This is a genomic window from Enterobacter sp. CFEC122, assembly GCF_052983755.1.
The window spans coordinates 18,916-43,529 of sequence record NZ_JBRIQR010000006.1; the positions used below are offsets into that span (position 1 = coordinate 18,916).

The window sequence follows — 24,614 nt, forward strand, 5'->3', positions numbered from 1 at the left end:
TGTCCGCCGGGGTAATTCCCGGCGACTTATCCAGCCCCTCGTCACAATCATTGCCGTATTAACCTACTATTTCCGGACACCACAACGACTCTTGTCGTTTGTAGGCATCAGAACTTTTTGTTCCGGAAGCGGGTATACATCATCAGATAGCGTTTCAGATTGCGTAGCGTCATCAGTTTCATCAGGGTTTGCGGGCGCATCTTTTTGTTGCGAATGTAGTATAGAGTGAAGAGCTGATATTTTTTACTCGATACGTCTAATTTGGCTTTGTGTTTCCGGTAAAAACGTAGATAACCTGAAAACTTTCGTCCTGAGCAGGTAATGCGGGCTTCGCCGTGATTGACATAAAGCACCTGTGTGATGTCATCCAGTTTGTAAGGTTCACCAAAAGTTTCTGCAAGCCGATAAAAAGCATCATAATCCTGAGCAGCAGGCAAGGCGTCGTCGAACAGGATCTGCTGCATTCTACTGGTTAAGGTCAGCATTTGGTTACCTATAATATTCCGTTTATCAAACAGGCTTTTTTTATAAGCCGGTTTCGGATACACCTGTAATTCATCAGGATGATGATATCCGGTACCGTCACAGAGATAATCATTTGCGTACAAAAAACTGTGCAACTGAAGTTTATGTTGCCAGGTAAGAAAAGAGGACAGGCGTGTCGGTAGCCATTCATCATCATCATCCAGACCCGTAATAAGGTCACCACGGGCCATTCTTATAGCCTGATTTCGGACTGCACAAGCGCCAGAGTTAAATTCATTGCGGATATAGGTAATGCGTGGGTCATTCAGTTCGGAGATATACGTCAAGAGTTGGTCAAATGAGGATGAGAAATCGTCAATGATAATGAGTTCCCAGTTCACATAGTCTTGATTCAGTACCGATTGTATGGCTCTGATCGTCAATGCCTGGCGGTTCCAGGTTGGCATGTAGATGGAGATGAGTGGTCGGGATAGTGGCGTATCACTTTCATTTTGTTGATGTTCCGTCAATAACCTGACATCATGGATATCACTTCCAGTAAAATCCACGCAAGTACAATCAGCGTGACTAAAAATTGTACCTTCCGTTTTACAGTAGCTAAGATTAGCGCCTGCAAGGTTGGCACAGGAGAAATCGGCTCCTCGAAGATCACAAAACGAAATATCGCATCCCGATAAATTTATATTGCGTAAATAGAGCCCCCTGAGATCCATAAACCTCAGATCTGCACCTGCTAAACCAGGCTGATATCGGTGATTTTTAAGTATATTTTTATGATATTTGATTAGTTTTTTTAGTTTGTTTTTTCTGTCCATGCTCAACCGAATACCGATGAGAAAATTAGGTATTGAGTTAAGCGCTCTTATCATTCTATAGCAATAGTCCCCCTTCATTTTCAGAAATTAATTAGGGACAAACTGTATTTATTAACGTTTTATTTATTTTTCTCATACATTGTAGTGAGCCAGGGGGGTCTGTAGAGCCAATATTGTCAGTAAATAAATATGAATCGCAATTCAGAGACATACATATAAACTGAAGGCAGACGGAAATGAAGGCTGTAGCGGTTGCAAGGTTTCAGGATAGTCGGGATGGAACAGCCGTTGGTGTGCCTCGTTTGTATCACAGTCTGTGTCACAGTTTTGCCTTAGAAAGCCTGAGACACACCAACGAATTGTTTTAGAAGAAGTTGAAGCTGACCGATAAGCCGGGTTCTGTCGTGGACAGTCATTCATCTAGGCCAGCAATCGCTCACTGGCTCAAGCAGCCTACCCGGGTTCAGTACGGGCCGTACCATGTGAACCCCTATTTGGCCTTGCTCCGGGTGGAGTTTACCGTGCCACGGACTGTTACCAGCCGCGCGGTGCGCTCTTACCGCACCCTTTCACCCTTACCTGATCCCGCTTGCGCGGGCCATCGGCGGTTTGCTCTCTGTTGCACTGGTCGTGGGTTTCCCCCCCAGGCGTTACCTGGCACCCTGCCCTATGGAGCCCGGACTTTCCTCCCCTCCGCCCGTCTCCCCCGAAAGGGACGACGACGAAGCGGCGACTGTCTGGTCAGCTTCGGCGCGCAGTATAGAGGGTTTGCGCGCCGCTGTCACCCTCGGCTGTGGGTAAGCCGTGATTAACGCGCCACTTCCACCTTCGCCAGTTTTTCGTAGTAGCATGCAATTGCGCTGTGATCGGCCGTGCCCAGGCCATCGGCACGCAGCGCCTGCATCATCTCCATGACCGCCGCGGTCAGCGGCAGCTGTGCGCCCACGCCGTGGGAAGTGTCCAGCGCGTTCGCCAGATCTTTAATATGCAGGTCGATGCGGAAACCGGGTTTGAAATTGCGATCCATGACCATGGGCGCTTTGGCATCCAGCACCGTACTGCCCGCCAGACCGCCGCGAATAGCCTGGTAGACCAGGTCCGGATTGACGCCCGCTTTGGTCGCCAGCGTCAGCGCTTCAGACATGGCGGCAATGTTGAGTGCCACGATCACCTGGTTTGCCAGCTTGGTCACGTTACCCGCGCCGATCTCCCCGGTGTGTACCACGGAGCCCGCCATGGCTTTCATCAGGTCGTAAAATTTATCGAAAATAGCTTTATCGCCGCCGACCATGACCGACAGCGTGCCGTCGATGGCTTTCGGCTCGCCGCCGCTGACCGGTGCATCCAGCATATCGACGCCCTTCGCCTTCAACGCCTCGCTGATTTCACGGCTCGCGAGCGGTGCGATAGAGCTCATATCGATCAGCACCAGGCCCGGTTTCGCGCCGTCGATAATGCCGTTTTCACCCAGCGCGACTTCTTTGACGTGCGGGGAGTTTGGCAGCATGGTGATGATGACATCGCACTGCTCGGCAATGGCTTTCGCGGTGGTGGCTGCTTCTGCGCCAGCCGCTATCACCTCAGCCACGGCCTGTGGATTATGATCGGAGACCACCAGCGAGTAACCTGCTTTGATGAGGTTCTTACTCATTGGTTTACCCATGATCCCCAGGCCAATAAAACCCACTTTCAGCGTCATAATCTGTTTCCTCAATGATGGTTATTTTTTAAAAGCGTCCGCTAATTTCTGCGTAGCCGAGCGGAAAACGCCGAGGTCGCTGCCGACGGCAACAAACGTGGCTCCCCACTCCAGGTAGCGGCGGGCGTCAGCCTCAACCGGCGCCAGAATGCCGCACGGCTTGCCGTGTGCTTTGGCGCGGGCAAAGATGTGCTGGATCGCGCGCTGCACGTCAGGGTGGCTGGCGTTACCCAGATGGCCAAAGGCCGCAGCCAGATCGCTTGGGCCGACGAAGATCCCGTCCACGCCGCTTGTGGCGGCAATCGCGTCGACGTTATCGACGCCCTGCTGGCTCTCGATCTGAACCAGAATGGTGATGTTGCTGTTGGACTGCGCGAAATAGTCCGGGACGGTGCCAAACATATTGGCGCGGTGCGAAACGGAAACGCCGCGGATCCCTTCGGGAGGATAGCGCGTTGACGCCACGGCCAGCGCCGCTTGCTCTTCCGTCTCCACAAACGGGATCAGGAAGTTGTAGAAGCCGATATCCAGCAGACGCTTAATAATCACCGGTTCGTTGGTGGGGACACGCACCACCGGGGCACTGTTGCTGCCTTTCAGCGCCATCAGCTGCGGAATAAACGTGCTGATATCGTTTGGTGCATGTTCGCCGTCCAGCACCAGCCAGTCGAAACCGGCCAGGCCCAGCACTTCGGTGCTGATAGGGTTTGCCAGCGCGGACCAGCAGCCAATCTGAATCTGGTGCGCCGCGAGGGCCGCTTTAAATTTATTCGGGAAGATAGCGTTATTCATCGTATTTACCTTTTTAATTCCGCAGCCTTTTTCAGTACCGTTTTATTTATTCAGACACCGCGCCAGCATGATATTTATTATTCGGACATATTCTGGCGTAATAAAATCGTCATTCAGTATAAGATGCAATCCACGACCGCACATTGTTTTAATGCTCAGGCATTACGCTATTTTTCGATAAAAATTTTTGCATATGCACAAAGCACTGGGCGCTAATGCACAGAATCAAGGATTACGGGCTCGCGAGCGATCGGGATCACATTTTGATATTGAATCTGCTGACATGCTTTATTTCTGAAAGTCGCGTATTTATTTCTACCATCAGAAAAATGGCTGAACCTATTATCAGAATTTTGCTGGAGAATACTGACCAATGGCCGACATTGAAATTCGACAGGCACCCCCGACGGCGTTTTATATAAAAGTGCACGATGCCGATAACGTGGCGATTATCGTCAACGACAATGGCTTAAAAGCAGGAACCCGCTTCCCGGACGGGCTGGAACTGACTGAGCATGTTCCGCAGGGACATAAAGTCGCCCTGGTGGATATCCCTGCTGAAAGCGAAATTGTGCGTTACGGTGAAGTCATCGGCTATGCCGTCCGTCCTATTCCGCAGGGAAGCTGGGTGGAGGAGTCGCTGGTGGCGCTGCCAGAAGCGCCGCCGCTGAACACGCTCCCGCTAGCAACCCGCGTGCCGGAACCGCTTCCCCCGCTGGAAGGCTATACCTTTGAAGGGTATCGCAATGCGGACGGCAGCGTCGGCACCAAAAATCTGCTCGGCATTACCACCAGCGTGCACTGCGTGGCGGGCGTTGTGGATTACGTGGTGAAAATCATCGAACGCGATCTGCTGCCAAAATACCCGAACGTCGACGGCGTGGTGGGCCTGAACCACCTCTACGGCTGCGGCGTGGCGATTAACGCGCCCGCTGCGGTGGTGCCTATCCGCACCATCCACAATATCGCCCTGAACCCCAACTTTGGCGGCGAAGTGATGGTTATTGGCCTGGGATGTGAAAAGCTCCAGCCCGAGCGCCTGCTGCAAGGCACGGAAGATGTCAAAGCCATTCCGGCAGACGAGGCCAGTATCGTGCGCCTGCAGGACGAACGCCACGTCGGTTTCCGCTCAATGGTCGACGATATTTTGCAGGTAGCAGAACGCCATCTGGACAAGCTCAACCGCCGCCAGCGCGAAACGTGCCCGGCGTCGGAGCTGGTGGTCGGAACCCAGTGCGGCGGCAGCGATGCCTTCTCCGGCGTGACGGCCAACCCGGCGGTGGGCTATGCGTCCGATCTGCTTGTTCGCTGCGGCGCCACGGTGATGTTCTCCGAGGTGACTGAAGTGCGTGACGCCATCCATCTGCTGACGCCGCGCGCCGTTAATAAAGAGGTCGGCAAGCGACTGCTTGAGGAGATGGCCTGGTACGATAACTATCTCGATATGGGCAAAACCGACCGCAGCGCCAACCCGTCTCCGGGCAACAAGAAAGGCGGCCTGGCAAACGTGGTGGAAAAAGCCCTCGGCTCTATTGCCAAATCCGGGCAGAGCGCCATTGCAGAAGTGCTCTCTCCGGGCCAGCGCCCGACGAAACGCGGCCTGATCTACGCGGCAACGCCGGCCAGCGATTTTGTGTGCGGCACGCAGCAGGTAGCATCCGGCATTACGGTACAGGTCTTTACCACCGGGCGCGGCACGCCGTACGGCCTGATGGCGGTGCCGGTGATCAAGATGGCGACTCGCACCGAGCTGGCAAACCGCTGGTATGACTTAATGGATATTAACGCGGGCACCATCGCCACCGGAGAAGAGAGCATTGAGGACGTGGGCTGGAAGCTGTTCCACTTCATTCTGGATGTCGCCAGCGGGCGAAAGAAAACCTTCTCGGACCAATGGGGATTGCATAATCAGCTGGCGGTGTTTAACCCGGCACCGGTGACGTGATTTTCCGTCCCACATCTATCCCGCATTTAGGTAACCCGTCGGACACGCCGCAAACCTTCCAGGTTGAGGCGATACCTGCTAGCTAAAAGACACATAACGATCCGTAGGCCGGATAAGGCGTAGCCGCCACCCGGCAAAAACCGGCAGGGGATGCCTTACTCCCCCTGCTGCTCCAGCGCATACTTATACAACGCATTTTTCTTCACGCCGTGAATTTCTGCCGCCAGCGCAGCGGCTTTCTTCAGCGGCAATTCCGACTGCAGCAGCGCCAGCGTGCGCAGCGCGTCGGCAGGAAGGGCGTCTTCTTCCGCCCTGTGCCCTTCGACGATCAGCACCATTTCACCCTTGCGGCGGTTTTCGTCTTCCTTCACCCACGCCAGCAGCTCGCCCACCGGTGCGCCGTGGATGGTTTCCCAGGTTTTGGTCAGCTCGCGCGCCAGCACCACGTAGCGGCCTTCCCCCCAGACGGTCACCATATCTTCCAGGCTCTCCAGCAGGCGGTGCGTGGATTCGTAGAAAATCAGGGTGCGCGGTTCCGCTTCCAGCTCTTTTAAGACGTCGCGGCGGCCTTTGGATTTAGCAGGCAGAAAGCCTTCATAGCAGAAACGGTCAGACGGCAGACCTGCGGCGCATAACGCAGCAATCGCGGCGCACGGTCCCGGCAGGGGCACAACGCGAATACCGGCTTCGCGACAGGTACGCACCAGGTGATAGCCCGGATCGTTGATCAGCGGCGTACCGGCATCGGAGACCAGGGCAATGTTCTGCCCCTCTTTCAGCTTCGCCACCAGCGTTTCGGCTTTTTGTTGCTCATTGTGATCGTGCAGCGCAAACAAACGGGCGTTAATCGCGAAATGTTGCAGCAGCAGGCCGGTGTGGCGGGTGTCTTCAGCAGCAATTAAATCAACAGCTTGCAGTACGGTGAGCGCACGTTGGGTAATATCAGACAAATTCCCGATAGGAGTAGGTACAATATAAAGCTGGCCTTGAGAATTATCTGCCGTTTCGTGTTGTTTCATTGTTTCGTCCGTATTGCCGATTTAATATTGAGCATTGCGTAAAAAAAATCACTGGATACAGTATGGTACCGTTAACGTTTCTTCGAAAAAAAGCCACGCGCAGCGTGCCGCTTCTGCTGGCAGCCCTGATCTTTGCAGGCTGTGGCACTCAGGCACCTGACCAGAGCACCGCCCATCTCCAGGGTTCTGCTCAGGCTGATTCTGGCTTTTATCTGCAACAAATGTCGCAGAGTTCAAATGATACCAAGACCAACTGGCAATTACTCGCCATTCGTGCACTGCTGAAAGAGGGTAAAACCCAGCGGGCAGCCGAACTGTTTAACCAGTTGCCAAAAGATCTTAACGACGCACAGCGTCGCGAGCAGAGCCTGCTCTCTGCCGAGCTGAAAGTCGCGCTGAAAGATTACGCCGCCGCGAAGAAGATCCTCGGTGATATCGACGTAAGCGCGCTGGATAAAAACCAGCAGGCGCGCTTCTGGCAGGCGGGTATTACCGCTGAGCAGGGACGCCCTTCCCTGACGCTGCTCCGCGCGCTCGTCGCGCAAGAGCCGCTGCTTGGCGGTGCTGATAAGCAGAAAAATATTGATGCCACCTGGCAAGCGCTGGCGTCGATGACGCAGGAACAGGCGCAGGCGCTGGTCATCAACGCCGATGAAAACGTCCTGCAGGGCTGGCTGGATCTGCAGCAGATGTGGTTTAACAACCGCAGCGATCCAAAAATGTTGAAAGCCGGCATTACGGACTGGCAGACGCGCTACCCGCAAAACCCGGGCGCGAAAATGCTGCCAACCCAGCTGGTGAACGTGCAGAACTTTAAGCCAGCTTCCACCAGCAAAATCGCCCTGCTTCTGCCGCTCAACGGCCAGGCGGCGGTGTTTGGACGTACCATTCAGCAGGGTTTTGAAGCGGCGAAAAACGGCACGACGTCGGTAGCCGGCAGCGCCGTTCCCGCACAGGCAGCCCAGGCGGCTAATGTGAATAATGATGTTGTCAGCCCATCCGCCGCAGAGACCAGCGACCTGACCACGGCGCAAACGCCAGCGCAGGGCACGATGCAAAACCCTGTGACGGCCCCGACGACGCCTCCAGCTGAAGCTGCACCGGCTACAGCAGCACCTGCGGCCCAGGCTCCGGCCGAGACGCAAACGGCGCCAGCTCCTGCCACAACAGCAGAACAGCCTCAACAGCAGCCTGCACAACCCGCGGCTCAACCTGCCACGCAGCCGCAGGCCGTGGCAACCACCAGCGCCAACCCGGGCGCTGAATTGAAAATCTACGACACCAGCTCGCAGCCGCTTGACCAGGTGCTGGCGCAGGTACAGCAGGACGGGGCGAGCATCGTTGTCGGTCCGCTGCTGAAGAACAACGTGGAAGAGCTGATGAAGAGCAATACCACGCTGAACGTGCTGGCGCTCAACCAGCCAGAGCAGGTTCAGAACCGGGCCAATATCTGCTACTTCGCGCTCTCTCCAGAAGATGAAGCCCGCGATGCGGCGCGTCATATTCATGAGCAGGGTAAGCAGGCTCCGCTGCTGCTCATCCCACGCAGCACGCTGGGCGATCGCGTGGCCAATGCCTTTGCCGATGAGTGGCAGAAGCTGGGCGGCGGCGTGGTGCTGCAGCAGAAATTCGGTTCCGTCTCTGAACTGCGCGCAGGCGTCAACGGCGGGGCGGGTATCGCACTTAACGGTAGCCCGGTCACCGCGAGCCTGCCACAGCAGCAGGGCGTGACGATTGGCGGCCTGACGATCCCTGCGCCGCCAACCGACGCGCAGATTAGCGGTGGCGGTAAAGTGGATGCGGCCTATATCGTTGCCACGCCGCAGGAGATCGCCTTTATCAAACCGATGATTGCGATGCGTAACGGCAGCCAGAGCGGCGCAACGCTCTACGCCAGCTCCCGCAGCGCACAGGGCACCGCAGGCCCGGATTTCCGTCTGGAAATGGACGGTCTGCAGTACAGCGAAATCCCGATGCTGGCCGGCAGCAATCCATCCCTGATGCAGCAGGCGCTGAGCGCGGTGCGTAACGATTACTCTCTGGCGCGTCTGTATGCGATGGGGGTTGATGCGTGGGCGCTGGCAAACCACTTTACCCAGATGCGTCAGGTGCCGGGCTTCGAGCTTAACGGCAACACCGGCGATCTGACCGCGACCCAGGATTGTGTGATTAACAGGAAGTTATCATGGCTCAAATACCAGCAGGGGCAGATCGTCCCGGCCAGTTAAGCCGCAAACAAACCGGCGATGCGTGGGAGTTAAAGGCGCGTCGCTGGCTTGAAGGCAAAGGACTGCGTTTTATCGCCGCCAACGTCCGTGGACGTGGTGGCGAAATCGACCTGATCATGAAAGACGGTCAGGTCATTGTGTTTGTAGAAGTGCGCTTTCGACAGTCCTCCCGTTTTGGCGGTGCTGCCGCCAGCGTGACGCTCGCCAAACAACATAAATTATTACAGACTGCCCACTTGTGGCTTGCCCGCCATAATGGGAGTTTTGATACTGTGGATTGCCGGTTCGATGTGATAGCCTTCACCGGAAATGAGATCGAATGGCTTAAAAACGCTTTTGGCGAAGACGCATAATTAAGATTTAAAAGGGATAACGTGCTCGAAAGAATTAAAGTGTGCTTCACAGAAAGCATCCAGACTCAGATTGCCGCGGCGGAAGCCCTTCCGGATGCTATCTCGCGTGCCGCAATGACGCTGGTGCAATCCCTGCTAAACGGCAACAAAATCCTCTGTTGTGGCAACGGCACGTCAGCCGCCAACGCACAGCATTTTGCTGCCAGCATGATCAATCGTTTTGAAACAGAACGTCCCAGTTTACCTGCCATTGCACTTAATACCGATAATGTGGTCTTAACGGCGATTGCTAACGATCGTCTGCATGACGAAATTTACGCAAAGCAGGTGCGAGCCCTGGGTCATGCCGGAGATGTGCTGCTGGCTATCTCCACGCGCGGCAATAGCCGGGATATAGTCAAAGCTGTTGAAGCCGCCGTCACCCGCGACATGACTATCGTGGCCTTAACCGGCTATGACGGGGGTGAGCTGGCGGGTCTGCTTGGGCCGCAGGATGTGGAAATCCGCATTCCGTCTCACCGGAGCGCGCGTATTCAGGAAATGCATATGCTCACGGTGAACTGCTTATGTGACTTGATCGATAACACGCTTTTCCCTCACCAGGATGATTAAGGAGTTCTTATGAAGGCTTTATCGACCCTCGCAGTCCTTATGTCTGCATTACTGCTTCAGGGATGTATCGCTGCGGCCGTTGTGGGTACTGCCGCAGTAGGCACCAAAGCGGCAACCGATCCGCGCACTGTGGGAACACAGGTGGATGACGGTACGCTGGAGCTGCGCGTCAACAGTGCGCTGTCGAAAGACGAACAGATCAAGAAAGAGGCGCGTATCAACGTGACGGCTTATCAGGGCAAAGTGCTGCTGGCAGGCCAGGCGCCGAATATGGAGCTCGCCTCGCGTGCGAAACAGATTGCGATGGGCGTTGAAGGGACCACAGAGGTGTTTAACGAAGTGCGTCAGGGCAAGCCAATTGGTTTGGGTGATGCCTCTTCCGATACCTGGATCACCACCAAAGTACGTTCCCAGCTGCTGGGCTCGGACCAGGTGAAATCTTCCAACGTGAAGGTGACAACGGAAAACGGTGAAGTGTTCCTGCTGGGTCTGGTGACCGAACGTGAAGGGAAAGCGGCGGCCGATATCGCCAGCCGGGTGAGCGGCGTGAAGCACGTCACCACCGCGTTTACTTACATTAAATAAAAAAATCCCCTCAAGTGAGGGGATTTTTTTGTAGGCCCGGTAAGCGTAGCGCCACCGGGCGTTTTTCACAGAAGCGCAATACTTCCCACCATCACCCCGCTCAACGCCACCAGCCCCGCGGTGAGCCACAGCGCTTTCGCCGGGAATGACTTACGCAGCATAATCAGCGACGGCAGGCTGATGGCCGGTAACGTGATGAGCAATGCCAGTGCCGGTGCGGTGCCCATGCCGGCCAGCATCATGGTCTGAACAATAGGAATTTCTGCGGCGGTAGGGATCACAAACAGGCAGCCTGCAACGGCCATCGCAATGACCCACAACAGCGTGTTGTCGATAGCGCCATCCGCATGCGGGAAGAGCCAGACGCGCGCCGCCCCGAGAACCAGCACCGCCAGGATATAGACCGGGATGGTGCTCCAGAAAAGCTGCCATAGCGCCCTGCCCCAGCGCGCAAAGAACCCGCCCTGCGGCTCGCTGACGTCCAGCTCAACAGACGCGGACTCTGGCGCCTTATCCTTCACCAGATTCTGCACCAGCGTCGCCACCACCAGCACGGTCAGCAGTCCGGCCACCAGACGAATGAACGCGAAATGCCAGCCCAGGACAAAGCCCATAAACACCAGCGTCGCCGGATTGAGCAGCGGGTTGCCCATCCAGAACGCCAGCGCGCCGCCCATCGACACGCGCTGGCGGCGCATCCCTGCCGCCACGGGCGCAGCGCAGCAGGAGCACATCATGCCCGGCAGGGAGAAGATCGTTCCCAGCAGCGTCCCCTGAAAGCGCGGCTGTCCGAGGGTTTTCACCAGCCAGTTGCGCGGGATCAGCACCTGAATCAGTGAGCCCAGGATCACGCCTAAGACGGCGGCCTTCCAGACGGCAAGGAAGTAGACCATGGCATAGTCCCACGCCGCCTGAAGCGGGCTGGCATCCGCCTGAGCGAGAATAGATTTACCGATGCTGTGCGTTTCGGCGGCGGTGAAGGCTTTGCCGTAGTACGGCTGCCATTTCACGTACCAAAGGCCAACGATGACCACGAGAAAGAAGAGTGCGGGCTTCCACCATTGAACAGGTGTTGCCGCCTGAGATGAAGACTGACCAGTCATAGCATTCCCCGGAGAGTATGAGTAATTAGCCGGGGGAGTTTACGCCTCGCCCTGCGCGATTTCACGCAGTTTTGCCGAAGGGATAATGTTTACGCCCGCTTTCGACGGAGCCAGTCCCTCTTTTAACAGCGCACGCGCGACGTCCCGCGCCTCGATAGATTTCCAGTTGCCGGGCAGGATCCGAAACAGCGGGGCAAATATCGACTCGTTAAAGCGGCGCTCGTCCCGGTGGCCGATCAGCATTGAGGGGCGCACAATCGTCAGCTGCTCCCATTTCTGCGCAATCAGCGCATCCTCCATCTTGCCCTTCACCTTGTTGTAGAAGAAAGGCGATCCGGCACTGGCGCCCAGCGCGCTGACCACCAGAAAATGTCTGGCTCCCAGCTTTTTCGCCGCAAGCGCGGTGTCCACCACCAGCGTATAGTCGGCGTGGATAAATGCCTCTTTGCTACCCGCCTCCCGACGCGTGGTGCCCAGACAGCAAAAGGCGATATCAATCGGGTCCTGGACCTGCGCCAGCGCATCCGTCAGCTGGGGATCGTGCGGATTAAAGACCCCGGAGATGTCCACCAGCGGTCGACGCGTCGGGGCGGCGATGTAGTTCACGCGGCGATCCTGAATCAGCAGCCGCAGCAGATGATCGCCCACTAGCCCGGTAGCCCCGGTAATCAGTACCTGACTCATCGTATCCCCTTTACAGAATTGTCCGTTTGCGAACTCAGCGTCGTCGACCACACTTAGAAGTCTGTTACAGGTAAGTATTTACCACAAGCGGAGAAAAATCAGTCTGAAGCCAAAACAACGGAGGAAGCATGGGCAAGAAAATCGCAGTCTTGATTACCGACGAGTTTGAAGATTCAGAATTCACCTCTCCTGCAGAGGCGTTCCGCAAGGCGGGACATGAGGTCATCACCATCGAGAAAGAGGCGGGCAAAACGGTGAAAGGCCATAAGGGCGAGGCCAGCGTGACCATCGACGAGACTATCGATAACGTGAGCCCCTCAGATTTTGACGCCCTGCTTTTACCCGGCGGCCATTCACCGGATTCCCTGCGCGGAGACGAGCGCTTCGTAACCTTCACCCGGGACTTTGTCTCTACCGGCAAACCGGTCTTTGCCATCTGTCACGGGCCGCAGTTGCTCATCAGCGCGGAGGTTGTACGCGGGCGTAAGCTCACGGCGGTGAAACCGATCGTTATCGATCTGAAAAATGCGGGGGCCGAGTTTTACGATCAGGAGGTGGTCAACGACAAAGACCAGCTGATCACCAGCCGGACCCCGGACGATCTCCCGGCGTTTAACCGCGAAGCGCTACGCCTGCTCGGCGCGTAACCAGTGCAGCTTCTTGCCAAAGCCCAGGGTGTTGTCGGTAAATTTCAGCTCATCGAGGCGGATTTCCCACACCGGGGCTTTTAGCGCAGCGGCGACCGGAAAGCGGCGCGTGTAGTGCTTGCGACGCGCGTCGCTCTCTTCTCCGTCCAGTCGACGGATTTCCCCCTTAAACTGTACCCCACGGATCAGCGCGACTGTCTTCGGCTGGCCATTTACCGTGCCCGCGACTTTTGCCTGCTGGCCGGTCATCTGCGCATGACGCGTTTTGTCTTCGCTCATGACGTAAAACGCGACGCGCTCCGGATCGTAGTAGTAAAACGCGTTTGCGCACCACATCTCACCCTCGCTGTAGACGCACCAGGTGACGACGTGCTGCTTCGCCAGCCAGCGGTTAATGGCGGCCAGTGTTTCCATTTTCGTTCTCTCTCATGCTATGGTGCGTTCACCTTAACATACTGAATCTGTTTACCGTGTGCTGGTTTCTCTATCTTGTCCGAACCGCTGATAACGCACTCTACACCGGGATCACCACCGATGTGGCGCGGCGTTTTTTACAACATCAAACGGGGAAAGGGGCAAAAGCGCTGCGGGGGAAAGGAGAATTACAGCTCGCCTTTTCGGCGCCCGTCGGTGACCGATCGTTGGCGCTCAGGCTGGAATACCGCATCAAACAGCTGACGAAGCGCCAGAAAGAGCGCCTCGTGACCGGAGACGGCTCCTTTGAGGCGCTACGCGAGAGCCTGATTAAAAGCGATTGAAATGGTCGTGGTATTCGACCAGACCATTGACGCCGTTGAGCGCGTCGTCCGCAAGACGGTGCACCTGGAAAGCGGATTCCGTACCCGGCCAGCGGCAGCGCAGATCGTAATGCGCGGCCTGCTCGAAGCCCAAACGGCCATAGAATGCCGGATCGCCCAGCGTTACAACGGCCGCATAACCGAACTCATTGAGCGAATCCAGCCCTTCATAGACCAGCTGGCGCGCTAGCCCCTGCCCGCGATAGTTTTCATCCACCGCCAGCGGTGCCATACCGACCCACTGCAGATCTTCGCCCTGAACGATGACCGGACTGAAGGCAACATAGCCCACCACCTGACCTTCATCATCGGTGGCAACCAGCCCCAGCGTGATCAGGCCGTCTTCACGGAGATCGTGGACCAGTTGGGCTTCCGCATCGCTCTCAAAAGCGCGGCGTAATAACGCATCGATACCCGGTGCATCAATCCCAATTTCGACTCGAATCAGCATGGCTCACCTACTGAAGTGTGTTTACTGTCCGGCGGGGTTTTCAGCCCGGCCTCAACGAAATCTGCCATTTGCATTAACATTACGCGCAGCGCTTTCGGCATCTGCTCCAGCTCAATGGCATCCATTAAATTCTTAACGTACAGGCCCAGCTCCGTGTCGCCTTCAATCACCAGACGGCGCTGGAAGAAGAGCGTATCCGGATCCTGCTTGCGCGCGGCGATCATCAGCAGATCGCTGGCATTGGCGCTAAAGCTCACGTCCGCCTCGGCGGTTTCGCGGACGATCAGCTGGTCATTCTCAACGGAGGTAAACCAGCGCAGCCCGATGTCACGCACCTCAATGCTCAACCAGCGGCCTTCCAGGAATTCCAGCTCGCCATCCTGCAGCGCCTGGCGGAACTGCCAGCTCAGGACCTGCTCCAGCACCTGACGTTTAAGCGCGAACGGCGCCAGCTTTACCGGCACGCTCAGCATTGATGGGCCAAATTGTACGAGACGTGAACGCAGTTTATCCAGCACGAGCTTTACTCCCTGATATCTATAGTCCTGCTATTTTGCCATATCCGACGCATAACATAGCGGCGTAAATCAACAAACCGTCGTCCGGACAACCTCATTATTGGTGCCATCAATACGCCATTAGCTGCCTTAAATCAAAAATTGTCGCGTATGGGTTAATTAAAATCCCAGCTCGTTAACATTTTTGCGATCGACAACATCAGGATAAATTATGGAGCTGCTCTGCCCTGCCGGAAACCTTCCGGCGCTTAAGGCGGCCATCGAAAATGGGGCCGATGCGGTCTATATCGGGCTGAAAGATGACACCAATGCCCGCCATTTTGCTGGCCTCAACTTTACGGAGAAAAAGCTTCAGGAAGCCGTTAACTTCGTTCACCAGCACCGACGCAAGCTGCATATCGCCATCAATACCTTTGCTCATCCTGACGGCTACGCCCGCTGGCAGCGCGCGGTGGATATGGCAGCACAGCTGGGTGCTGATGCGCTGATTCTGGCCGACCTCGCCATGCTTGAGTATGCGGCAGAACGCTATCCCCATATTGAGCGCCACGTCTCTGTTCAGGCATCTGCCACCAACGAAGAGGCCGTACGTTTTTATCACCGAAACTTTGACGTGGCCCGCGTGGTGCTGCCGCGCGTACTCTCTATTCATCAGGTTAAGCAACTCGCGCGCGTCACGCCAGTGCCGCTGGAAGTTTTTGCCTTTGGTAGCCTGTGCATTATGGCCGAAGGCCGTTGCTATCTTTCCTCCTATTTGACCGGCGAGTCGCCAAATACCGTCGGGGCCTGCTCCCCTGCCCGCTTCGTTCGCTGGCAGCAAACGCCGCAGGGGCTGGAATCTCGCCTGAATGAGGTGCTGATCGACCGCTATCAGGACGGTGAAAACGCGGGTTATCCTACCCTGTGTAAAGGCCGCTATCTGGTAGACGGCGAGCGTTACCACGCGCTGGAAGAGCCCACCAGCCTTAACACGCTGGAGCTGCTGCCGGAACTGCTGGCGGCCAATATCGCCTCGGTGAAAATTGAAGGTCGCCAGCGCAGCCCGGCGTACGTGAGCCAGGTGGCGAAAGTGTGGCGTCAGGCCATCGACCGCTGCATGGCGGACCCGCAGAACTACGCGCCGCAGCAGGCCTGGATGGAAACGCTCGGATCGATGTCCGAAGGCACGCAAACCACGCTGGGCGCGTATCACCGTAAATGGCAGTGAGAAAATCATGAAATATTCATTAGGGCCGGTGCTTTACTACTGGCCAAAAGAGACGCTGGAAGATTTTTACCAACAGGCCGCCACCAGCAACGCCGATGTGATTTACCTCGGCGAAGCGGTGTGCAGCAAACGTCGGGCGACGAAAGTGGGCGACTGGCTGGAGATGGCGAAAAACCTGGCGGGAAGCGGCAAACAGGTGGTGCTTTCCACGCTCGCGCTGGTGCAGGCCTCTTCTGAACTGGGCGAGCTGAAACGCTACGTTGAGAACGGCGAGTTCCTGCTGGAAGCGAGCGATCTCGGCGTGGTGAACATGTGTGCCGAGCGCAAGCTGCCGTTTGTCGCGGGTCATGCCCTGAACTGCTACAACGCGGTGACCCTGCGCCTGCTGCTCAAACAGGGGATGACGCGCTGGTGCATGCCGGTGGAACTCTCCCGCGACTGGCTGGCAAACCTGCTCACGCAGTGTGAAGAGCTGGGCATTCGCAACAAGTTTGAAGTGGAGGTGCTGAGCTACGGGCATCTGCCGCTGGCCTATTCCGCCCGCTGCTTTACCGCACGCTCGGAAGACCGTCCGAAAGACGAGTGCGAAACCTGCTGTATTAAGTATCCGAACGGGCGCAGCATGCTGTCGCAGGAGAATCAGCAGGTGTTTGTTCTCAACGGTATTCAGACCATGAGCGGCTATGTCTATAACCTCGGCAACGAGCTGCCGTCGATGGACGGACTGGTCGATATGGTGCGCCTGTCGCCGCTGGATACCGGCGTGTTCGCGATGCTGGACGCCTTCCGCGCTAACGAAAATGGCGCTGCTCCGCTGCCGCTGGCGTCAAACAGCGACTGTAACGGCTACTGGAAGCGTCTGGCCGGGCTGGAACTGCAGGCTTAAAAAAGGCTCACTTTGTTAACAACGGTTATCATTTTTTAATGCAGTATTAAAGATTCACCGTCGACAAAGTGAGCTGTTATGACTGACAAAACCCTTCCGTTTTCGGTGCTGGATCTGGCGCCGATCCCACAAGGCTCCTCGGCAAGAGAAGCCTTTTCGCACTCTCTGGATCTGGCTCAGCTGGTCGAAAAGCGTGGCTATCACCGCTACTGGCTGGCCGAACACCACAACATGGTGGGCATTGCCAGCGCCGCTACCTCGGTACTGATTGGTTATCTGGCGGCAAACACCACCACGCTGCACCTGGGCTCCGGCGGCGTGATGCTGCCGAACCACGCCCCGCTGGTGATCGCCGAGCAGTTCGGCACGCTGAATACCCTCTATCCGGGCCGTATTGATTTAGGGATTGGCCGTGCGCCGGGTAGCGATCAGCCGACCATGCGCGCCCTGCGCCGCCATATGAGCGGCGATATCGACAACTTCCCGCGCGACGTGGCCGAACTGGTGGACTGGTTCGACGCGCGTGACCCGAACCCGCACGTGCGCCCGGTACCGGGTTACGGCGAGAAGATCCCGGTCTGGCTGCTGGGCTCAAGCCTCTACAGCGCGCAGCTTGCCGCCCAGCTGGGGCTGCCGTTTGCGTTTGCCTCGCATTTCGCACCGGATATGCTGCATCAGGCGCTGCATCTTTACCGCACGCACTTCAAACCGTCCGAGCGTCTGGAGAAGCCGTACGCGATGGTGTGTATTAACATCATTGCCGCCGACAGCAATCGCGACGCGGAATTCCTGTTTACCTCTATGCAGCAGGCGTTTGTGAAGCTGCGCCGCGGCGAGACGGGCCAGCTTCCGCCGCCGGTGGAGAATATGCATCAGCTGTGGTCAGCTTCAGAGCAGTATGGCGTACAGCAGGCGCTGGGCATGTCGCTGGTAGGCGATAAAGCGAAAGTGCGTCACGGGCTGGAGGCAGTGCTGCGCGAAACGCAGGCGGATGAAATTATGGTTAACGGTCAGATTTTCGATCACCAGGCACGTTTGCATTCGTTTGATTTGGCCATGCAGGTGAAAGAGGAGCTGGTGGGGTAGTTTTTTGCCAGGTGGCGCTTCGCTTACCTGGCCTACGGGGACGCGTAGGCCGGATAAGGCGTAGCCGCCATCCGGCACAAAATGTTTACTGGTACACCGGCAACAGATTAAAACTCGACAGCACATGTACCAGGGCATTGCCCGCGCCAAACACCAGGATCAGCGCAATCATCGGCTTGCCGCCCCAGACGCGGAATTTCGGGCTGCCGAAGCGTTTACGTGATTTGCGGGCCAACAGCGCCGGCACAATCGCCGCCCAGATGGTCGCCGCCAGACCGGCATAGCCGATGGCGTACAGGAAACCGTTTGGCCACAGCAGGCCGCCCACAATCGGCGGCAGGAAGGTCAGCAGCGCGGTTTTGAAGCGGCCCATCGCAGAGTCATCAAAGCCAAACAGATCCGCCAGGTAGTCAAACAGGCCCAGCGTCACGCCGAGGAAAGAGCTCGCCACCGCGAAGTTAGAGAAGATCACCAGCAGTAAATCCAGGCTGCGGCTGTTCAGCACGCCGCTCAGGGCCTGCACCAGCACATCAATGTTACCGCCCTTCTGCGCAATACCGATAAACTCCGGGCGCGGGATATTGCCCATCGTCCCGAGCAGCCAAATCACGTACAGCCCCAGCGCCAGCAGCGTACCGTATACCAGACACTTCACAATGGTGCGCGGATCTTTGCCGTAGTACTTCATCAGGCTCGGCACGTTGCCGTGGTAGCCAAACGACGCCAGACAGAACGGCAGCGTCATCAGCAGGTACGGCGTGTAGGAGGTATTCACTTCGGCGACGTTAAACAGCGTGGCGGGCGTCACGTGCCCCAGCAGGCTGCCGAAGGTCAGGAAGAAGGTGATGACCTTAGCGCCCAACACGATCGCCGTCATGCGGCTCACCGCTTTGGTACTCATCCAGACGATAAACGCCACGCCCAGTGCAAAGCAGAGCCCCGCCAGACGCGCCGGAACGTTCAGCGACATCTCAGCAAAAGTGTGATGCAGAATCGAGCCGCTCGCCGAAATATACGCATAGGTCAGGATATAGAGCACAAACGCGATGGACAGCCCGTTCACCAGGTTCCAGCCTTTGCCCAGCAGGTCTTTGGTGATGGTGTCGAAGCTCGCGCCAATGCGGTAGTTCAGGTTGGCTTCGAGGATCATTAGCCCGGAATGGAGCATACAGAACCAGGTAAAGACCAGCGCGGCCAGCGACCAGAAGAACCACGCACCGGACATGACCACGGGCAGGGAGAACATCCCGGCACCTATAATGGTTCCGCCGATGATCACCACGCCGCCAAGCAGCGAAGGTGACGTTTGGGTGGTGGTTAGTGTCGCCATACAGCCTTTTCTCCAGTCAATCATGCGGTTTTGCATTTTAATGCGACGCAATGTACCAGTACAAGAGTACAAAGGGAATAAAAAAAGCCCCGATAGCATGTATCGGGGCTGTATATTTTACTTTACGTCAGAAGCGTAAGGCTTACGCGTCACCGAAACGACGACGGCTGGTGCCTTCTTCACGACGCGGGCCACGGCTTTCACGGCGCTCGCCGGAGAAACGACGACCTTCACCACCGCGACCTTCGCTGCGACCGCCTTCACGACGCTCGCCGCCGAAACCGCGACCACCGCCACGACGTTCGCCGCCACGGTCAGGGCGTGGCTGCGCATCGCCCAGCAGCTGCATGTTCATCGGCTTGTTCAGGATGCGGGTACGCGTAAAGTGCTGCAGTACTTCACCCGGCATGCCTTTCGGCAGCTCGATGGTAGAGTGGGAGGCGAACAGCTTGATGTTACCAATGTAACGGCTGCTGATGTCGCCTTCGTTAGCGATAGCGCCAACGATGTGACGAACTTCAACACCATCATCACGGCCCACTTCAATGCGGTACAGTTCCATATCGCCTGCGTCGCGACGTTCACGACGAGGACGGTCTTCACCACCACGCTCTGGACGGTCACCACGTGGGCCACGATCGTTACGGTCGCCACGACGTTCGAAGCGGTCGTCACGGTCACGGAATTCACGCTTAGGACGCATCGGTGCATCTGGTGGCACGATCAGGCTACGTTCGCCCTGAGCCATTTTCAGCAGTGCTGCAGCCAGGGTTTCCATGTCCAGCTCTTCGCCTTCAGCAACAGGCTGAATCTGCGACAGCAGCGCACGGTACTGATCCAGATCGCTGCTTTCCAGCTGCTGCTGTACTTTGGCGGCGAATTTTTCCAGACGGCGTTTGCCCAGCAGTTCTGCGTTTGGCAGGTCCGCTTCTGGAATGGTCAGCTTCATGGTGCGTTCGATGTTACGCAGCAGACGACGCTCGCGGTTCTCAACGAACAGCAGCGCACGGCCAGCACGACCCGCACGACCGGTACGGCCGATACGGTGAACGTAAGACTCGGAATCCATCGGGATGTCGTAGTTAACAACCAGGCTGATACGCTCAACGTCCAGACCACGTGCTGCCACGTCGGTTGCAATCAGGATATCCAGACGACCGTCTTTCAGACGCTCCAGAGTCTGCTCACGCAGGGCCTGGTTCATGTCGCCGTTCAGCGCTGCGCTGTTGTAGCCGCTACGCTCCAGGGCTTCAGCCACTTCCAGGGTCGCATTTTTGGTACGAACGAAGATAATCGCCGCATCAAAATCTTCCGCTTCCAGGAAACGTACCAGCGCTTCGTTTTTACGCATGCCGTATACAGACCAGTAGCTCTGGCTGATGTCCGGGCGAGTGGTTACGCTGGACTGAATACGCACTTCCTGAGGTTCTTTCATGAAGCGTTTGGTGATACGACGAATCGCTTCCGGCATGGTGGCAGAGAACAGCGCGGTCTGATGACCGTCCGGGATCTGCGCCATGATGGTTTCAACGTCTTCGATGAAGCCCATACGCAGCATTTCATCTGCTTCATCCAGTACCAGACCGCTCAGTTTAGAGAGATCCAGGGTACCGCGCTTCAGGTGATCCAGCAGACGGCCCGGCGTACCGACAACAATCTGTGGGCCCTGGCGCAGGGCGCGTAACTGCACGTCATAACGCTGGCCGCCGTACAGGGCAACCACGTTTACGCCGCGCATATGTTTAGAGAATTCCGTCATGGCTTCTGCAACCTGAACAGCCAGTTCACGGGTTGGAGCCAGAACGAGGATCTGCGGTGCACGCAGGTCCGGATCAATGTTGTTCAGCAGCGGCAGCGAGAACGCTGCAGTTTTACCGCTACCAGTCTGGGCCATGCCCAGCACGTCACGACCAGAAAGCAGGTGTGGGATACACTCAGCCTGGATCGGAGATGGTTTTTCGTAACCCAGATCGTTAAGGGCTTCAAGGATAGGAGCCTTCAGGCCCAGATCTGCAAAAGTGGTTTCGAATTCAGCCATGTAGTACGAGTGCCTCAATGTCAATGGCGGCCAGTCTACTTAGCTCATCGTGAAAATGATTAGCAATTTTCATTGAAAAGTGTGAACCGGCTCAAAGTAGGTGTATTGACGAACAACAACGCCCTCACCAGTTAAGGTGATGGCAATCAAAAGATTACGGGCTGATGTTTATGTCGTCAGCTATTGCTGGTCCGATTCTGCCAGGTCGTCTTGCTCCTGGCCCAAGAGCGATAATTCCAACAATGCATAACGGTGCTCAACGAAGTTGTGTACGTTGTTAGCAACCGCTAATTTGAACAGTGCCGTAGCGCTGTCCTTATCCCCCAGACTTAGGTAGTACTTACCTAAATAGAAGTTGGTTTCACTGAGATGCTCAGCGAGCGAGGTGTTATCCGTTGCGTCCGCCTTGAGGCGTTCCATCAGCGTTGCTTCGCTAATGTTGCCCAGGTAGAACTCGACAATGTTCCATCCCCACTGTTCCTTGTCCGATTTATCGAAGCGCTGTTTCAGTGCCTCTTTTGCCTGCTTCTCATCGAGCTTCCGCTCAACGATGTAAAGCCACAGGCTACGGAAAGGATCATTAGGATCGTCTTGATAAAACGCCAGCAGATCATCTTGCGCTAACTTGTCACGACCGCCGTAATACAATGCGATACCGCGATTCAAGTGCGCGTAGTTGTAAGTTGGATCAAGCTCAAGTACAGAATCAAACGCTTCATAGGCAGCATCAAAATTGCCTGCCTGCGTTAAATAAATGCCTAAGTAATTGAATACTTCAGGCATATCAGGTCGGATAGCCAGCGCTTGTGAAAAATCATTTCGCGCCAATGCCCTCAGACCGAGACTATCATACAACACTCCGCGCTCATATAAAAGCTGTGCGCGTTCGTCATCGGTTAAAGCCCGACTGGCAAGTATTTGTTCCATGCGTGCCAGGATCACTTCCTGCTGCAAAGTCGGTTGCAATGGCACTGCGAGGACTTCGCTCTTACGCCAGGCAGAGTTGCTGCATCCTGCCAGCGTTAAAGCTGTCGCAACGAAACACCAGCGCAAAAAAGGCTTCATTTCCCACTCCCGAAGACAACTATTGGATGAACGTCCTGTCCCCCGGCGGCTTAACAAGGCGTCCTGCCTGATAATAGGCCCTCCGCAGAGCGGAGGGCAAATGGCAACTTACTCGCCTTGCTGTTCTGCGGCCTGTGCTTCTGGCGCAGCAGCTGGCTGAGACTGCTCGGTTGCTTCTTTAATGCTCAGACGGATACGGCCCTGGCGATCGACTTCCAGAACTTTAACCGGCACTTCCTGCCCCATCTGCAGGTAATCGGTCACTTTCTCAACGCGCTTGTCAGCGATCTGAGAGATGTGAACCAGACCTTCTTTACCGCCGCCGATGGCAACGAACGCGCCAAAGTCAACGATACGGGTCACTTTACCTGCATACACGCGGCCCACTTCGATTTCTGCAGTGATTTCTTCGATGCGACGGATCGCGAATTTCGCTTTCTCGCCGTCGGTTGCTGCGATCTTCACGGTACCGTCATCTTCGATTTCGATGGTGGTGCCGGTCTCTTCGGTCAGCGCACGGATTACGGAACCGCCCTTACCGATAACATCTTTGATCTTGTCTGGATTGATCTTGATGGTGTGAATACGCGGTGCGAATTCAGAGATATCACCGCGTGGCGCGTTGATAGCCTGTTCCATCACACCCAGGATGTGCAGACGTGCACCCTTAGCCTGGTTTAGCGCAACCTGCATGATCTCTTTGGTGATACCTTCAATTTTGATATCCATCTGCAGCGCAGAGATACCGTCGCGGGAACCCGCTACTTTGAAGTCCATATCGCCCAGGTGGTCTTCGTCGCCCAGAATGTCAGACAGAACAACATAGTTGTCGCCTTCTTTCACCAGGCCCATTGCGATACCCGCAACGGCGGCTTTGATTGGCACGCCTGCATCCATCAGCGCCAGAGAGGCACCGCACACGGAAGCCATGGAAGAAGAACCGTTAGATTCGGTGATTTCAGACACCACACGTACGGTGTACGGGAATTTGTCTGCTTCTGGCATCACTGCCAGCACGCCGCGCTTCGCCAGACGACCGTGACCAATTTCACGACGCTTCGGTGAGCCAACCATGCCGGTTTCACCTACGGAGTACGGAGGGAAGTTGTAGTGGAACAGGAAGCTGTCAGTGCGCTCGCCCATCAGTTCGTCGATGATCTGCGCGTCACGGGCTGTACCCAGGGTCGCGGTAACCAGCGCCTGCGTTTCACCACGGGTGAACAGCGCAGAACCGTGAGTACGTGGCAGCACGCCAGTACGCACGTCCAGACCACGGATCATGTCTTTTTCACGGCCATCGATACGCGGCTCGCCAGCCAGAACGCGGCTACGAACAACGTTTTTCTCGATAGCGTGCAGGATTTCGCCAATTTCGTTAGCGTCCAGCGTTTCGTCTTCGGCAACCAGGGTCGCGGTTACTTCAGATTTGATCACATCAACCTGAGCGTAACGCTCCTGTTTGTCGGTGATGCGGTATGCATCGCTCAGACGAGATTCTGCCAGAGCTGCAACGCGTGCATTCAGCGCATCGTTAGCTGCTTCAGGCTGCCAGTCCCAACGTGGTTTACCGGCTTCTTTCACCAGGTCGTTGATGTTCTGGATAACAACCTGCTGCTGGTCATGGCCGAAGACCACAGCACCCAGCATCTGATCTTCGCTCAGCAGTTCAGCTTCGGATTCAACCATCAGCACAGCGGCTTCGGTACCCGCAACCACCAGGTCCAGCTTACTTTCTTTCAGCTCTTCCTGAGTTGGGTTCAGCACGTACTGGTCGTTGATGTAACCGACGCGCGCGGCACCGATTGGGCCATTGAATGGAATACCAGACAGTGACAGGGCTGCGGACGCACCGATCATCGCCACGATGTCCGGGTTAACCTGTGGGTTAACGGAAACAACGGTCGCGATAACCTGCACTTCGTTGACGAAGCCTTCCGGGAACAGCGGGCGAACCGGGCGGTCAATCAGACGCGCGATCAGGGTTTCGCCTTCGCTTGGACGGCCTTCACGACGGAAGAAACCACCCGGGATTTTACCGGCAGCGTAGGTACGCTCCTGGTAGTTAACGGTCAGCGGGAAGAAGTCCTGACCTGGTTTAGCTTTTTTCTGGCCAACAACGGTAACGAATACCGCGGTGTCATCCATGCTTACCATAACGGCAGCAGTCGCCTGACGTGCCATCATGCCGGTTTCCAGCGTGACGGTATGTTGACCATACTGGAATTTACGAACGATCGGATTCAGCAAAGTTCTGTCCTTTCTTAAATG

At 56.2% G+C, this 24,614-nt stretch carries 24 protein-coding genes, 1 other RNA gene and 1 pseudogene; 10 read left to right on the plus strand and 16 right to left on the minus strand.

The window, feature by feature from the left end; translation table 11 throughout:
* Window positions 1-107: 107 nt before the first annotated feature.
* From wcaA to garL, 5 genes and pseudogenes are all read right to left on the minus strand, one after another.
* Window positions 108-995: a colanic acid biosynthesis glycosyltransferase WcaA gene (gene wcaA / locus ACVCAM_RS06055; RefSeq protein WP_348581826.1), complete on the minus strand. Its 888-nt coding sequence runs from the start codon at window positions 993-995 to the stop codon at window positions 108-110.
* Between the two features lie 24 nt (window positions 996-1,019).
* A pseudogene (locus tag ACVCAM_RS06060) lies at window positions 1,020-1,379 on the minus strand (pentapeptide repeat-containing protein); the annotation flags it as partial.
* A gap of 294 nt (window positions 1,380-1,673) precedes the next feature.
* An RNA gene (gene rnpB / locus ACVCAM_RS06065) (RNase P RNA component class A) lies at window positions 1,674-2,050 on the minus strand.
* A 59-nt stretch (window positions 2,051-2,109) separates the two neighbouring features.
* Window positions 2,110-3,000 carry a 2-hydroxy-3-oxopropionate reductase gene (gene garR, locus ACVCAM_RS06070; RefSeq protein ID WP_008501502.1) on the minus strand — a complete coding sequence of 297 codons (891 nt, stop codon included), beginning with the start codon at window positions 2,998-3,000 and terminating at the stop codon, window positions 2,110-2,112.
* A 21-nt stretch (window positions 3,001-3,021) separates the two neighbouring features.
* Window positions 3,022-3,792, minus strand: a complete 771-nt coding sequence (gene garL, locus ACVCAM_RS06075) for a 2-dehydro-3-deoxyglucarate aldolase (RefSeq protein WP_023294648.1) — start codon at window positions 3,790-3,792, stop codon at window positions 3,022-3,024.
* 373 nt (window positions 3,793-4,165) lie between these two features.
* On the opposite strand from garL, the gene garD reads away from it, so the two are divergent.
* Window positions 4,166-5,737 carry a galactarate dehydratase gene (garD, locus tag ACVCAM_RS06080; protein ID WP_025912544.1) on the plus strand — a complete coding sequence of 524 codons (1,572 nt, stop codon included), beginning with the start codon at window positions 4,166-4,168 and terminating at the stop codon, window positions 5,735-5,737.
* Window positions 5,738-5,892: 155 nt separating this feature from the next.
* Here the strand turns inward: garD and rsmI are convergent, their stop codons facing one another.
* The gene (rsmI, locus tag ACVCAM_RS06085) at window positions 5,893-6,756 is read right to left on the minus strand and encodes a 16S rRNA (cytidine(1402)-2'-O)-methyltransferase (protein WP_407223710.1); all 864 of its coding nucleotides are present in this window, start codon (window positions 6,754-6,756) and stop codon (window positions 5,893-5,895) included.
* A gap of 62 nt (window positions 6,757-6,818) precedes the next feature.
* Here rsmI and ACVCAM_RS06090 point away from each other — a divergent pair, with 62 nt between their 5' ends.
* The 4 genes from ACVCAM_RS06090 to dolP are packed head-to-tail and all read left to right on the plus strand — an operon-like array spanning window position 6,819 to window position 10,534.
* Window positions 6,819-8,984 (plus strand): penicillin-binding protein activator, encoded by a 2,166-nt coding sequence (locus tag ACVCAM_RS06090; protein ID WP_025912546.1) that lies wholly within the window; start codon window positions 6,819-6,821, stop codon window positions 8,982-8,984.
* Window positions 8,942-9,337, plus strand: coding sequence for a YraN family protein (locus tag ACVCAM_RS06095; RefSeq protein WP_021242244.1), 396 nt, complete (start codon window positions 8,942-8,944; stop codon window positions 9,335-9,337). Before ACVCAM_RS06090 ends, ACVCAM_RS06095 begins: the two co-directional genes overlap by 43 nt.
* A gap of 21 nt (window positions 9,338-9,358) precedes the next feature.
* Window positions 9,359-9,949, plus strand: coding sequence for a DnaA initiator-associating protein DiaA (gene diaA / locus ACVCAM_RS06100; protein ID WP_003861754.1), 591 nt, complete (start codon window positions 9,359-9,361; stop codon window positions 9,947-9,949).
* Between the two features lie 9 nt (window positions 9,950-9,958).
* Window positions 9,959-10,534: a division/outer membrane stress-associated lipid-binding lipoprotein gene (gene dolP, locus ACVCAM_RS06105; RefSeq protein WP_008501489.1), complete on the plus strand. Its 576-nt coding sequence runs from the start codon at window positions 9,959-9,961 to the stop codon at window positions 10,532-10,534.
* A gap of 65 nt (window positions 10,535-10,599) precedes the next feature.
* Here the strand turns inward: dolP and ACVCAM_RS06110 are convergent, their stop codons facing one another.
* Together ACVCAM_RS06110 and ACVCAM_RS06115 are read right to left on the minus strand one after the other, a co-directional pair.
* A complete protein-coding gene (locus ACVCAM_RS06110; RefSeq protein ID WP_023344975.1) occupies window positions 10,600-11,637 on the minus strand; it encodes a permease in 1,038 nt (345 codons plus the stop codon).
* 39 nt (window positions 11,638-11,676) lie between these two features.
* Complete coding sequence (locus ACVCAM_RS06115; protein WP_023344976.1) at window positions 11,677-12,321, minus strand: NAD(P)H-binding protein; 645 nt, start codon at window positions 12,319-12,321, stop codon at window positions 11,677-11,679.
* A 128-nt stretch (window positions 12,322-12,449) separates the two neighbouring features.
* Here ACVCAM_RS06115 and ACVCAM_RS06120 point away from each other — a divergent pair, with 128 nt between their 5' ends.
* Window positions 12,450-12,968 carry a type 1 glutamine amidotransferase domain-containing protein gene (locus tag ACVCAM_RS06120; protein WP_008501486.1) on the plus strand — a complete coding sequence of 173 codons (519 nt, stop codon included), beginning with the start codon at window positions 12,450-12,452 and terminating at the stop codon, window positions 12,966-12,968.
* On the opposite strand, the gene ACVCAM_RS06125 is transcribed toward ACVCAM_RS06120, so the two are convergent.
* On the minus strand, window positions 12,948-13,382 hold the full coding sequence (locus ACVCAM_RS06125; RefSeq protein WP_008501485.1) for a YhbP family protein: 435 nt from the start codon (window positions 13,380-13,382) through the stop codon (window positions 12,948-12,950). The two genes, ACVCAM_RS06120 and ACVCAM_RS06125, sit on opposite strands and share 21 nt — an antisense overlap.
* 14 nt (window positions 13,383-13,396) lie before the next feature.
* Here ACVCAM_RS06125 and ACVCAM_RS06130 point away from each other — a divergent pair, with 14 nt between their 5' ends.
* Window positions 13,397-13,726, plus strand: a complete 330-nt coding sequence (locus ACVCAM_RS06130) for a GIY-YIG nuclease family protein (protein ID WP_008501484.1) — start codon at window positions 13,397-13,399, stop codon at window positions 13,724-13,726.
* Here the strand turns inward: ACVCAM_RS06130 and ACVCAM_RS06135 are convergent.
* Together ACVCAM_RS06135 and ubiT are read right to left on the minus strand one after the other, a co-directional pair.
* The gene (locus ACVCAM_RS06135; protein WP_023344977.1) at window positions 13,713-14,216 is read right to left on the minus strand and encodes a GNAT family N-acetyltransferase; all 504 of its coding nucleotides are present in this window, start codon (window positions 14,214-14,216) and stop codon (window positions 13,713-13,715) included. The two genes, ACVCAM_RS06130 and ACVCAM_RS06135, sit on opposite strands and share 14 nt — an antisense overlap.
* Window positions 14,210-14,734: a ubiquinone anaerobic biosynthesis accessory factor UbiT gene (gene ubiT, locus ACVCAM_RS06140; protein ID WP_008501482.1), complete on the minus strand. Its 525-nt coding sequence runs from the start codon at window positions 14,732-14,734 to the stop codon at window positions 14,210-14,212. Before ubiT ends, ACVCAM_RS06135 begins: the two co-directional genes overlap by 7 nt.
* Before the next feature lie 211 nt (window positions 14,735-14,945).
* Here ubiT and ubiU point away from each other — a divergent pair, with 211 nt between their 5' ends.
* The 3 genes from ubiU to ACVCAM_RS06155 all read left to right on the plus strand — a co-directional run bounded on the left by ubiU (window position 14,946) and on the right by ACVCAM_RS06155 (window position 17,913).
* Window positions 14,946-15,941 carry a ubiquinone anaerobic biosynthesis protein UbiU gene (gene ubiU, locus ACVCAM_RS06145; protein WP_021242249.1) on the plus strand — a complete coding sequence of 332 codons (996 nt, stop codon included), beginning with the start codon at window positions 14,946-14,948 and terminating at the stop codon, window positions 15,939-15,941.
* 7 nt (window positions 15,942-15,948) lie between these two features.
* Window positions 15,949-16,827: a U32 family peptidase gene (locus ACVCAM_RS06150; protein WP_348581808.1), complete on the plus strand. Its 879-nt coding sequence runs from the start codon at window positions 15,949-15,951 to the stop codon at window positions 16,825-16,827.
* 78 nt (window positions 16,828-16,905) lie between these two features.
* A complete protein-coding gene (locus tag ACVCAM_RS06155; protein ID WP_447093553.1) occupies window positions 16,906-17,913 on the plus strand; it encodes a luciferase-like monooxygenase in 1,008 nt (335 codons plus the stop codon).
* Window positions 17,914-17,998: 85 nt separating this feature from the next.
* On the opposite strand, the gene mtr is transcribed toward ACVCAM_RS06155, so the two are convergent.
* The 5 genes from mtr to pnp form a co-directional block, all read right to left on the minus strand.
* The gene (gene mtr, locus ACVCAM_RS06160) at window positions 17,999-19,243 is read right to left on the minus strand and encodes a tryptophan permease (RefSeq protein WP_407223711.1); all 1,245 of its coding nucleotides are present in this window, start codon (window positions 19,241-19,243) and stop codon (window positions 17,999-18,001) included.
* A 142-nt stretch (window positions 19,244-19,385) separates the two neighbouring features.
* Window positions 19,386-21,281, minus strand: coding sequence for a DEAD/DEAH family ATP-dependent RNA helicase (locus tag ACVCAM_RS06165; protein WP_021242253.1), 1,896 nt, complete (start codon window positions 21,279-21,281; stop codon window positions 19,386-19,388).
* The gene (gene yrbN, locus ACVCAM_RS06170; protein WP_100122156.1) at window positions 21,274-21,354 is read right to left on the minus strand and encodes a protein YrbN; all 81 of its coding nucleotides are present in this window, start codon (window positions 21,352-21,354) and stop codon (window positions 21,274-21,276) included. Before yrbN ends, ACVCAM_RS06165 begins: the two co-directional genes overlap by 8 nt.
* Before the next feature lie 107 nt (window positions 21,355-21,461).
* Window positions 21,462-22,346: a lipoprotein NlpI gene (gene nlpI, locus ACVCAM_RS06175; RefSeq protein ID WP_008501476.1), complete on the minus strand. Its 885-nt coding sequence runs from the start codon at window positions 22,344-22,346 to the stop codon at window positions 21,462-21,464.
* A 108-nt stretch (window positions 22,347-22,454) separates the two neighbouring features.
* Window positions 22,455-24,593: a polyribonucleotide nucleotidyltransferase gene (gene pnp, locus ACVCAM_RS06180; RefSeq protein WP_008501475.1), complete on the minus strand. Its 2,139-nt coding sequence runs from the start codon at window positions 24,591-24,593 to the stop codon at window positions 22,455-22,457.
* Window positions 24,594-24,614 lie beyond the last annotated feature (21 nt).

What these genes read in the sequence shown, in the direction of transcription:
- ACVCAM_RS06115 (WP_023344976.1), bottom strand. Translation starts at nt 12,321, where the DNA reads ATGAGTCAGGTACTGATTACCGGGGCTACCGGGCTAGTGGGCGATCAT.
- ACVCAM_RS06095 (WP_021242244.1), top strand. Translation starts at nt 8,942, where the DNA reads ATGGCTCAAATACCAGCAGGGGCAGATCGTCCCGGCCAGTTAAGCCGC.
- ACVCAM_RS06120 (WP_008501486.1), top strand. Translation starts at nt 12,450, where the DNA reads ATGGGCAAGAAAATCGCAGTCTTGATTACCGACGAGTTTGAAGATTCA.
- ubiU (WP_021242249.1), top strand. Translation starts at nt 14,946, where the DNA reads ATGGAGCTGCTCTGCCCTGCCGGAAACCTTCCGGCGCTTAAGGCGGCC.
- ACVCAM_RS06165 (WP_021242253.1), bottom strand. Translation starts at nt 21,281, where the DNA reads ATGGCTGAATTCGAAACCACTTTTGCAGATCTGGGCCTGAAGGCTCCT.
- ACVCAM_RS06110 (WP_023344975.1), bottom strand. Translation starts at nt 11,637, where the DNA reads ATGACTGGTCAGTCTTCATCTCAGGCGGCAACACCTGTTCAATGGTGG.
- dolP (WP_008501489.1), top strand. Translation starts at nt 9,959, where the DNA reads ATGAAGGCTTTATCGACCCTCGCAGTCCTTATGTCTGCATTACTGCTT.
- garL (WP_023294648.1), bottom strand. Translation starts at nt 3,792, where the DNA reads ATGAATAACGCTATCTTCCCGAATAAATTTAAAGCGGCCCTCGCGGCG.
- mtr (WP_407223711.1), bottom strand. Translation starts at nt 19,243, where the DNA reads ATGGCGACACTAACCACCACCCAAACGTCACCTTCGCTGCTTGGCGGC.
- rsmI (WP_407223710.1), bottom strand. Translation starts at nt 6,756, where the DNA reads ATGAAACAACACGAAACGGCAGATAATTCTCAAGGCCAGCTTTATATT.
- ACVCAM_RS06130 (WP_008501484.1), top strand. Translation starts at nt 13,397, where the DNA reads ATGCTATGGTGCGTTCACCTTAACATACTGAATCTGTTTACCGTGTGC.
- yrbN (WP_100122156.1), bottom strand. Translation starts at nt 21,354, where the DNA reads ATGAAAATTGCTAATCATTTTCACGATGAGCTAAGTAGACTGGCCGCC.
- ACVCAM_RS06155 (WP_447093553.1), top strand. Translation starts at nt 16,906, where the DNA reads ATGACTGACAAAACCCTTCCGTTTTCGGTGCTGGATCTGGCGCCGATC.
- garR (WP_008501502.1), bottom strand. Translation starts at nt 3,000, where the DNA reads ATGACGCTGAAAGTGGGTTTTATTGGCCTGGGGATCATGGGTAAACCA.
- ACVCAM_RS06090 (WP_025912546.1), top strand. Translation starts at nt 6,819, where the DNA reads ATGGTACCGTTAACGTTTCTTCGAAAAAAAGCCACGCGCAGCGTGCCG.
- garD (WP_025912544.1), top strand. Translation starts at nt 4,166, where the DNA reads ATGGCCGACATTGAAATTCGACAGGCACCCCCGACGGCGTTTTATATA.
- ACVCAM_RS06135 (WP_023344977.1), bottom strand. Translation starts at nt 14,216, where the DNA reads ATGCTGATTCGAGTCGAAATTGGGATTGATGCACCGGGTATCGATGCG.
- ACVCAM_RS06125 (WP_008501485.1), bottom strand. Translation starts at nt 13,382, where the DNA reads ATGGAAACACTGGCCGCCATTAACCGCTGGCTGGCGAAGCAGCACGTC.
- ACVCAM_RS06150 (WP_348581808.1), top strand. Translation starts at nt 15,949, where the DNA reads ATGAAATATTCATTAGGGCCGGTGCTTTACTACTGGCCAAAAGAGACG.
- nlpI (WP_008501476.1), bottom strand. Translation starts at nt 22,346, where the DNA reads ATGAAGCCTTTTTTGCGCTGGTGTTTCGTTGCGACAGCTTTAACGCTG.